The sequence below is a fragment of the Pseudoalteromonas sp. MB41 genome (genome assembly GCF_020966275.1).
Taxonomy (GTDB): Bacteria; Pseudomonadota; Gammaproteobacteria; order Enterobacterales; family Alteromonadaceae; genus Pseudoalteromonas; species Pseudoalteromonas lipolytica.
The window spans coordinates 484,268-493,219 of the sequence record NZ_JAJJZF010000001.1 but is presented as its reverse complement, the minus strand read 5'-3'; the positions used below and the strand labels follow the sequence as shown (position 1 = coordinate 493,219).

General features: G+C 39.0%; 8 protein-coding genes. 4 read left to right on the top strand and 4 right to left on the bottom strand.

Annotated elements, in window-relative coordinates; all coding sequences use genetic code 11:
* Nucleotides 1-10: 10 nt before the first annotated feature.
* Both bcsQ and bcsR read right to left on the bottom strand, forming a co-directional pair.
* Entirely contained in the window at nucleotides 11-733 is a 723-nt protein-coding gene (bcsQ, locus tag LPA49_RS02325; RefSeq protein ID WP_036966968.1) for a cellulose biosynthesis protein BcsQ, read from the bottom strand.
* A gap of 3 nt (nucleotides 734-736) precedes the next feature.
* A complete protein-coding gene (bcsR, locus tag LPA49_RS02320; protein WP_036966971.1) occupies nucleotides 737-952 on the bottom strand; it encodes a BcsR/BcsP family cellulose biosynthesis protein in 216 nt (71 codons plus the stop codon).
* 122 nt (nucleotides 953-1,074) lie between these two features.
* On the opposite strand from bcsR, the gene bcsE reads away from it, so the two are divergent.
* The 3 genes from bcsE to tyrR all read left to right on the top strand — a co-directional run bounded on the left by bcsE (nucleotide 1,075) and on the right by tyrR (nucleotide 6,111).
* Nucleotides 1,075-2,700 carry a cellulose biosynthesis protein BcsE gene (bcsE, locus tag LPA49_RS02315; RefSeq protein ID WP_036966973.1) on the top strand — a complete coding sequence of 542 codons (1,626 nt, stop codon included), beginning with the start codon at nucleotides 1,075-1,077 and terminating at the stop codon, nucleotides 2,698-2,700.
* 169 nt (nucleotides 2,701-2,869) lie between these two features.
* Nucleotides 2,870-4,450 (top strand): cellulose biosynthesis protein BcsG, encoded by a 1,581-nt coding sequence (gene bcsG / locus LPA49_RS02310; protein WP_036966976.1) that lies wholly within the window; start codon nucleotides 2,870-2,872, stop codon nucleotides 4,448-4,450.
* Nucleotides 4,451-4,554: 104 nt separating this feature from the next.
* The gene (tyrR, locus tag LPA49_RS02305) at nucleotides 4,555-6,111 is read left to right on the top strand and encodes a transcriptional regulator TyrR (protein WP_036966980.1); all 1,557 of its coding nucleotides are present in this window, start codon (nucleotides 4,555-4,557) and stop codon (nucleotides 6,109-6,111) included.
* A gap of 14 nt (nucleotides 6,112-6,125) precedes the next feature.
* Here the strand turns inward: tyrR and LPA49_RS02300 are convergent, their stop codons facing one another.
* A complete protein-coding gene (locus tag LPA49_RS02300) occupies nucleotides 6,126-6,614 on the bottom strand; it encodes a hypothetical protein (RefSeq protein WP_036966984.1) in 489 nt (162 codons plus the stop codon).
* 109 nt (nucleotides 6,615-6,723) lie between these two features.
* Between LPA49_RS02300 and LPA49_RS02295 the strand changes: the two genes are divergently transcribed.
* Nucleotides 6,724-7,254, top strand: a complete 531-nt coding sequence (locus LPA49_RS02295) for a thioesterase family protein (protein WP_036966987.1) — start codon at nucleotides 6,724-6,726, stop codon at nucleotides 7,252-7,254.
* Between the two features lie 300 nt (nucleotides 7,255-7,554).
* Here LPA49_RS02295 and LPA49_RS02290 read toward each other — a convergent pair whose 3' ends face one another.
* Complete coding sequence (locus LPA49_RS02290) at nucleotides 7,555-8,799, bottom strand: DUF642 domain-containing protein (protein WP_230235385.1); 1,245 nt, start codon at nucleotides 8,797-8,799, stop codon at nucleotides 7,555-7,557.
* Nucleotides 8,800-8,952: the final 153 nt, after the last annotated feature.

Genomic DNA, 8,952 nt, shown 5'->3' with positions numbered 1-8,952 from the left:
TGCTGTTGGCTTATGATTCATTATTGTTTGCACGACTAACGAGCCAACCGGCTAAGGTTTCAAAGTCATCGTTGGCAACACTGTATGGAGCACAATTAATCGCCACATTACGAAATGCGGTTGCTTCCATGATAGCTTCGTCTTTGTTGATGTATAAAGGCGCAAAAAGAGGTAATTCAGATTGCCATAGCTGTAATAAGTCAGACTCTAATTCAGACGCTGAATTAAAACGATTAGTCAAGAAGTAGTGCTGCCACGATGAACCAGACTGCTTTAAAAAATTCAGTTGCTTATACATCAAACTATGGCATATGGCGTCACAATTGATGACTTCAAGAAAAATATCTTCAGAGTCAAGCGGGTATTCAAGTGCATTAATATGTGCAGGGCAATCAAATAAGAACCACGCGTCATCGCTGTCATGAAGTTGCTGGCAATGATTTATTATATCTTTAAAGCTGCTTTTTGTGTTTGAGCCACTTCCGTACGGTAAGAATGTGACGCCGTCATTATCTTGATGGAACTGCTCACTGGCAGATGCAAAATCGGCGTAATCACTCCATCCTAGTAAATGGTCCCATGCAAGCCCTAGGTGTAAGCCTATGTCGCTTTTAGGATCGAGATCTATTACATAGACTGTTTCATGTGATTTTCTTAAAGCACACGCAAGGTTTGCCACTACCGATGTGGTTCCAGTACCTCCTTTTATCCCTTTCACGAAAATCTTTTTCATTCTTTAGTATGTGCTTTTGTTAAATAATTTATCTTGTTGTGTATCTTTAATAGATAAAGCGATATCTTTAATTAAAGGATATTTATCGATCGTTTGACGGTTTTTTTCAACGTCGACTATTTCAATATAACCTTGATTTTTTCCGCCAAATTGGCGTAATAAATTGTCAATGTCATTTTTTGTTAAAACAGTTGATTTTTTAAATGCAAAGTCATTCATCTAATAGACCTATAACGGCAAAAACTGAATTTAATTTGTCTACGATACATGGACATAAGCCGCATTATATATAGAATAGCGCTTAAAACTAGCGCTAAAGTATCTTTTAAAAGGATTTTCTGGTGCCCCATTTACAAATTACAGGATTACAAAACGCTTACTCAGCGCTCAAGCGCTGTGCAAATTATGCACTGTTGGCATCTTTAGACAATCAGTTATTAGAGTTAGTAAGACACCTATTAGCTAGTAATAAAGACCCTGTTTTCCTGCTCTCTGAGCACGTTGAGGTGTTTTTTGAGAGTGAAAATAACACGCTATTATTTAGCCTTTTTGAGCAAGGTTTGCTGCATCCTTTTCATTTACATCACGATGCAAATTTAGCAAAAAACTTACATTTCTCTCGCGGCGTGATTCAGGAATTAAAACAATATAAAGAGCTTCGAAATAGTACACTGATTTTACACTTGGATTCAGAGCTGCTAGTACCTCTTACTGAAGCGCAATTAACTAAAAAGCTCGGGTTTTACCGTGATTTATCTATTGCTAAAAACGTAACAGTTATATTCTTGATTTCGGGCTCGCGTATTAGTGATGTAAGGCGCCAGTTTCTGGCTTTAAATACGCTTTTTGATGGCCAAATTTTTATTACTCAAGAAGCCTCAATTCGTACCTTAGAATATGACTATTGGAGCCATAAAGATGGCGTAATTGCGGGTCATTCTATAAATTGTGAGCTTTTGCAGGGGCAATTGAGCGTTTTTGATGCTCATTTAGAAGAGTCGAATGAGCAAACATCATCGCAACAAGGATTAGATGAAGATGAGGTATGGCTTGTTAAACATGCGTTGCCGCAAGGGACGAAGTTACCGCTGTCTTATAAAATAGTCGAAGATAATAATGCACTGTATAAACTAGGCCTTACAAAAAAAGCTGCTACATTAGTGTTTTCGGTAACGCGCTACACTGATTTGTCTGCATTGGCTGGTGAGTGCTTTTCGCTTCGCAAACAATGTGGTCGAAAGTTAAAGCTAGTCATTCAAAATGTAGATGGCATTATTCGCCATCAAGATGAGTGCCTCTTTTTAACGTTAGGCGTGAACCTTATTTTATACAGTTTCTCTGAGCCTTCGCGGTTACAATCACAAATTCAATCAATCCAAGGATTCCAGTTTTCAAGACCACTTCCTAACTCAATTGATGAGGTATTGAAATACAGTGAAAACGTACTGACTAAAGGGTATCTGCCGATAAATAAATTTGTTGAACAAGTTGCTAAGCATAGTGACTCAGCTGCAAATTTAGGTGTTAGCGGGGTGCTTGTTATGTTACAACTTTTACCCCGTATAGATGCAATACACCCGCTGCATTTGTTTCATGTAAAACGTGAAGGGGATATTTTTAGCTTTGCTGACGATTATATTTACCTGTATTTACATGCGTGTCGTGAGCATGACGTAGAAAGTGCGATTAAGCATTTATTTAAGCTTGAAATTAGCGACTTTTTTATGTCGAAAAATGTGATTGCAGATCATTTCTACATTCAGCAAGAATGCCGTCATCTGCAGCGCAGGTATACCAATGTTGACGTGCCTGATTACACCGAGCAATTAAAAGAAAATGTCAGTTATGTTTTTGATGCTAAAACAGCTGATATTTCTTCATTGAATAAGGAGACTCCTGAATTTAAAAAGGTGATTAGGCCTATCTCTAAACCCGTAAAAGTAACTTTAAAAGGTGAGCAAATATGAGTTTAAATCAGTTCTTTATTACTTTTATTATCGCTTTATTATTGGGGGTTTTGATTAGTAATACAGGTAAAATCTTGTTTAAAAAAATAGTAAGCATTTACCGTACATTGACTTTTAGGCATGTGTTATTAACGCCCTATACTCCCAAAAAACAGAAAAAGGATTCTCAGTGAGGCTTTCAGGATTAGGTGTTTGGAACTTATACTTTTTAGTAAAGTTTTTTCTTTATAGTCGTGGTGATATTTCATTTGATCTCGTCGCAAATTTAGCGTTTTTTGCTTTTTTAGCCGTGTCATTTCAAATCAAATGGTTAACGTATTTAAAACAGAGTATCAGTGTCGTAGTTGGGGCTGCACTTTTGTATCACGATTCGTGGCTCCCCCCCATTTCACGTTTAACTAAACAAGCTGAAAATGTACAAGACTTCAGCTTTGCTTACTTTGCGGAGATTGCGACGCGAGTGATCAGTGTTGATATATTACTGGGGCTGTTTGTTTTAGTCGTGGTGTATTGGTATTCAGTAAAATGGATACGCTACACCAGTATTTCAGTGATCGGGTTTATTTACGTTTATTGGCTGAGTGCGACGACAGTAACAGATACACTCTCAACCCCTGTGGTTGTGAATAATCAATCAACGAAAAAACAGGTACCTGTCGCAGTGTCGAGTTCGTCACCACAAAAAACGTTTGATCAACAACTCGATGATTTTTATCAGCAACAAACTCAACTAAAAAGCCAATTTCCGACTAATTTCAATGGACAACCCTTTGACGTGGTTGTGCTTAATATTTGCTCTTTGGCCACTGCGGACCTGGACGCCATTGGTGTGAGACCGCGTGATTTATTTGATAACTTTGATATTTTGTTTAGTAATTTTAATTCAGCAACCTCATACAGTGGTCCTGCAGCAATAAGGTTACTGCGTGCGAGTTGTGGGCAAACTCCTCAAGACCAACTGTTTAAACCTGTGGCTAAAGAGTGTCAATTATTTAGTAACTTATCGCAGCTAGGTTATAACACGAGCGTGGCATTAAATCATGATGGTCATTTTGATGACTTTATTGGCTTGATCAAACAATACGGTGGCGTGTCAGTGCCTAATTTGGATTTTAGTCAATTTCAAGCTGCGCAATATGGTTTCGATGGAAAGCCTATTTATTCAGATGCCGCTATCTTAAGTAATTGGTTGGAGAGTCATAAAAATACCAAGCAGCCACGTGCGCTTTATTACAACACGATTAGCTTGCATGATGGTAATCAGCTAGCGGGCCGCTCTCGTATGAATAGCCTAAAGAGTTATCCAATTCGCCAGCAGCATTTATTTAGTGATATTGATGACTTTATTAGTCAGCTTGAAAGAGAAGGGCGCAATGTACTGTTAATGGTTGTGCCTGAACATGGTGCAGCATTAGAGGGTGATAAACTACAATTTGCAGGTCTTCGTGAAATCCCAAGCCCGTCAATTGTGTCTGTACCCACTGCCGTGAAGTTTATTGGTCCTGATGTTAAACACAGCGGTTTGAATGATGTACAACAGACGATGAGCTATTTTTCGTTGTCTGAACTTATCAATAACACCATGAAACTGGATGTATTTGCGGGTACGGTGCCTGTTAAGCGTGTGCTTGATAATTTACCAAGTGCTCCGGTAGTCGCTGAAAACCAAGATACCGTTATGATGTACATTAAAGGACAGCCTTATATCCAATTAGATGGCCAAGAGTGGACCAAGTACCCAAGCAATTGAGTTTTTTGCACACGTTTGTCCAAAAATCTTTACAATAGACTACCCAGAAATGGGGAGTTAGCGTATTATTCTCATACTATAGGTTCCCGTTCTTTGAGGATGTAATGCGTTTAGATATTCACTGTGCCGACCGAATTGGTATCGCACAAGAAATTCTCAATATTTTGGTAAGTTACCAGGTCGATTTAAAAGGTATCGAAGTTGATTCGGTTAATTGCCGAATGTATGTGAGTTTTCCACCGATAGAGTTTGAGCAGTTTCAAAAAATTATGCCATCAATTCGTTTAATTGATGGCGTAAAAGATGTGCGAACAACTGCATTCTTACCTTCTGAGCGAGAACATAATGAGCTAAATACACTGCTGAGAGCTTTGCCCGACGGCGTTATTTCTATAGACGCAAAAGGATGGGTGCGTTTATGTAATGATGCAGCATGCCGTGATTTACAGTTATCAGAAAAAGAAGTTATTGGCGCTAATATAAATAATTTATTGAAAGGCTTTAACTTCACCCGCTGGCTTGAGGGTAAAGAAGTATTAGGACAAACCACGCGTGTTGAAGTGGCAGGTGAAGACTTTATTGCCGATATTCTGCCTATTTCAGTTCCCCAAGGCGTTGAAGGGGATGTGCTTGCAGGTGCTGTTATTAATATTAAATCGCAAAGCCGTCTTGGTCAGCAGGTCAGTGCTTTTCGTCGTTATGGGCAAGAAAGCTTTGCCACTATTCATAACTTTAGTACTGCTATGCGTCGTGTTGTCAGAGAAGCACGGAAAATGGCGCAACTCGAAGCACCTATTTTAATAACCGGTGAAACAGGTACGGGTAAAGAGCTTTTAGCGCGTGCTTGCCACTATGCGTCTAATCGTTCTGTAAAACCTTTTATTGCTTTATCGTGCGCCTCGTTACCAGATGATGTTGCTGAATCTGAACTGTTTGGCTATGCAGGTTACGAGGAAAATGCAGCCCCAAAACGAGGCGTGTTAGAGCAGGCTGATGGCGGCACCGTATTCTTAGATGAAGTGGGTGAAATGTCGACTCAGTTGCAGACTAAGTTATTACGCTTTTTGCAGGATGGAACTTTTAGAAAAGTAGGCGATGAAAACGAAGTTAAAGTGAATGTTCGTATTATTGCGGCGACTCAAAAAGATTTGCCAGCCATGGTTCAAGAAGGCACCTTCAGAGAAGATCTTTACTATCGTATCAACGTTTTGACTCTTGAAATAGCGCCACTTCGTGATAGAAAAGCGGATGTGGGTCCACTCGCTGAGCATTTTATTCAAAAATACGCTCAGCAAAACGGTCATTCGGTGCCTGTTTTATCGGAGGAATGTTTACGGTTTTTACAGGATTATCCGTGGCCGGGTAATGTGCGACAATTAGAAAACGCGATTTATCGCGCTGTTTCATTGTTAGATGATAATGAGCTTAGAATTGAGCATTTACAATTACCAACATTTACACATGATTTAGGCTATTTGGAGTCAGACTTTGAGGGCACACTAGACCAAGCCGTAAAACGCTTTGAAGCCACGTTACTTCGTAAGTTGTATCCGGCGTATCCAAGTTCTCGTCAGCTAGCGAAGCGTTTAGGGTTAAGCCATACCGCGGTGGCTAATAAGCTTAGAGATTACGGCATTAATCGTAAAACGGTGAAAGTGTAATTACCCTATGGGCACTATTGTTTAGTGCCCATGTCTTTTGTGACGCCATCAATGGCGATGTTTTTTATACCCTCGTTATCAAATTTAATAACAATACTGATATTGTTGCGCGCAAAAAAGTAGTCTCGGTTATCTAGGCTTATCACATAATCGCCCTTGACTGCTTCAGAAAACTGACGTTTTTCTAATGCCAGAGTGTGCTCGCCAATTTGCCAACGAAACCCTTCGAAGAACCCATTATTAAATTCCTGTACCCATATTTGTTGCTCATCTTTACTTAATGTAATGGCGACAGAGTAAGACTCAGGCAATGACATATCATAGGTTTTATTACCAATGGTGAATTTCTCTGTGTCTTGTTGCCAGCCAAAACCAAACTTAAAGGGTTTCTCAACCCCGGTAGGGTAACTTAAAGTCCCTTCTCCCGGGTAATTAAAATCAGCAAAGGCAGATTGAGTATATAAGCTTGCAGTCAACAAGGCCGCTAAATTAATAAATTTCATTAGATTATTCTTTTTTTATACTAATATATGCACAGATTAGAGCAGAATATTCGCCATAGCAATATGCTGTGATACACTTTGCTCATTAACAACTGGTTAGACCTTTATCGTGAACCTCTACTTTCGACTCATTTTATTGTTTTTTAAAATTAAACGTAATCGTGATTACCAAGACTTACTTGATACGATTGATATTGAATTTAAAGCATTACCCACTGACTGTGATATAAATTTTCATCTGACTAACTCTCGGTATTTAGGCATCATGGATTTAGCACGTACTTGGATGACTGAGCGGGTTGGATTGTTGCAGCATATTATGAAGCGTCGTTGGTTTCCAATCGTTAACGCGACGGCAATCACCTACATTCGAGACATTAAACCGATGCAAAAATACACAGTAAGCACGCGTTTAGTCGGATGGGATCATAAGTATTTTTATATTGAGCAAAAGTTTCATTCAGAGCGTGGCTTACATGCCATTGCTTATGTACGCGGTGTATTCAAGCGTAAGAAAGGAGTGGTTAGTGTTGAAGAAATGCTTGAAGTTGCTGGGTTTAAAGGTGTTGCGCCTATTTTACCGGCAGAGATAATGCATTGGAAAGAAATGCTTGAGCAAAAAAAGATCACTAATCAATGATGTTAATACGCTGCCAAAACACTCACTATTAGCGCGTACAGGTATAATGCTCAAAGTAAAAAAAATGCCAGCGATTTGCCTAATGCCAGTCAGTTAAGCAGTTTTTTGAATAAATATGTGAATATTATTCAGTTAAAGCTGCTTAAAGCAGGTGGGGACAAAATTAGCTAAAGACCATATAGCAAAAGGGCTTCAGTAAGATTTTTATAAATCATCGCTGTAACCCTTTATTTTATTGGTTTTTCCTTAACTGATCTGCATTAAGCGATTTGCCGGCATTTTTGAGGCTTTGAACACAATTTATTTCGCTGCACAGACCGTGTAGCTAACAAACGTTAAGTCGTTTATGTGCGAAGGACCGTCCATAATGAATGTCGCTTCTGCAGTGTTCTGATCTAAGCGGTAGATTTTGGCATTTTCACTATTTTCTCTGCCAGAAATATAAATAGTGCCGTCATCTGCAATGGCAATGCCAGAAGCCCAATTAATGTCATGCTCGCCAACCAGTGTTAATTCAAAGCTGCCTTCATCTAATGTGTAAAGTGCTTTACCTGTAAGCACATATAACACGTTATTGTCGTTTGAATAAGCAATGTCACCATCTGCAAATGTGTCGCCAGAGTATGAAAGCTTACCAAGCACAGTTTTATTACCTGTTGCTAAATCAAAGTCGTACATATAAGTTTTGCTTGTCGCACGAAGTGATAGACCATCAGGCGTGATAGCTGAGCGGTAAATAGGGAACGATGTACTATTGGCAACTTCTGCTTGCACGTTACTTGCTAAATCTAAGCTGAAGATTTGAGATGCTTTTGTAGTGCTATCTAGTTGCTGCATGAAATAAAGCACACCCTCATTGCTGGCAATGTTCGATGCTGTATTCGTAATACCTGCCACAACAGTGACAGCATTTGACTCTGGATTAAAGTGGTATACATACCCTTCAGTCTCAGAGCCAAAGTTATTGATACCATACAAGCCAGTCGTCACAGCGCAAGGTGCAGGTACTTCAGTTAAGGAAACATTATCAAGTAATGCACCTACAGAATCTGAGCTACCACGGCCGATAAATTCGAGTACGGAGTTAGCATTGGTGGCCTCTACGTTGAAGGTATATTTGGTCCAACCTTTTGCACTGCTGTTAATGACCGCGAGTGAGTTTCCATTCCATTTTACTTCAGCTTTATTGGTATGAATGTTACCAACAATGCGTGCTGAATAATAAAAGCTCAATTCATATTTTTTTCCAGCTTGAGTGGCAATATTTTGCACAATACCGTAATTCGATGTTGAATCTAGCTCTAGATATTGCATGCCGTCTTGTGCTGTAATTAAGCCAAGTTTATTGGTTTGAATTTCAAATTTTGCATAGCCACTACGATCCCAGTGAGGAATATCACTGAATAGTTGCCATTGTCCTGAGTTTGCTGTTACAGCGTTAGTATTCTCAAAAGAGCCATTTGTAACTAAATTGGTGTTAGCCAATGCGATGCTTGTTGCAATAGTGAAAGGTAATATTGCAAATTTAGAAATCAGTTTTTTCATGATAACCTTATTTGTTAACATTTAATTAATGTGAGCTGGTATCATTTTACTGCTTTAGGATAGAAGTATTCAAACGAGGAACGGTCCTGTTTATATGCGAAATACCCTAATAATTAGGTAACTTATTGACGATAAAACAGTTGTTTTATCTTT